Origin of the sequence: Streptomyces sp. BE303 (assembly GCF_036290945.1) — a bacterium.
Lineage (GTDB): Bacteria > Actinomycetota > Actinomycetes > Streptomycetales > Streptomycetaceae > Kitasatospora.
The window spans coordinates 1-304 of sequence record NZ_JAQYWZ010000854.1; the positions used below are offsets into that span (position 1 = coordinate 1).

Below are 304 nucleotides of genomic sequence, written 5' to 3' on the forward strand. Positions count from 1 at the left end.
CGGGGGCGAGGCCGAGGCCGGCGCGGATGGCGTCGCCGGGGTGGCCGGAGCGCAGGGTGCGGCCGTCGAGGGTGACGGTGCCGGAGCGGAGGGGCTGGTCGCCGGCGAGGGCGAGGGCGAGTTCGGAGCGTCCGGCGCCGTTGTGTCCGGCCAGGCCGACGACGTCGCCGGCGTGGATGCGCAGGTCGATGCCAGTGACGTGGTCGGTGGTCACGGCACGGACATCCAACACGAGGCGGTCGGTGGCGACGCGTTCGCGGGTGAACATGGCGGACAGGTCCCGGCCGACCATCAGCCGCACGAG

General features: G+C 75.3%; 1 protein-coding gene. It reads right to left on the bottom strand.

All coding sequences use genetic code 11. From position 1 onward, the window contains the following. A partial coding sequence (locus PUR56_RS30150; protein ID WP_329951277.1) for an ATP-binding cassette domain-containing protein occupies positions 1 to 304 on the bottom strand: 304 nt, incomplete at both ends.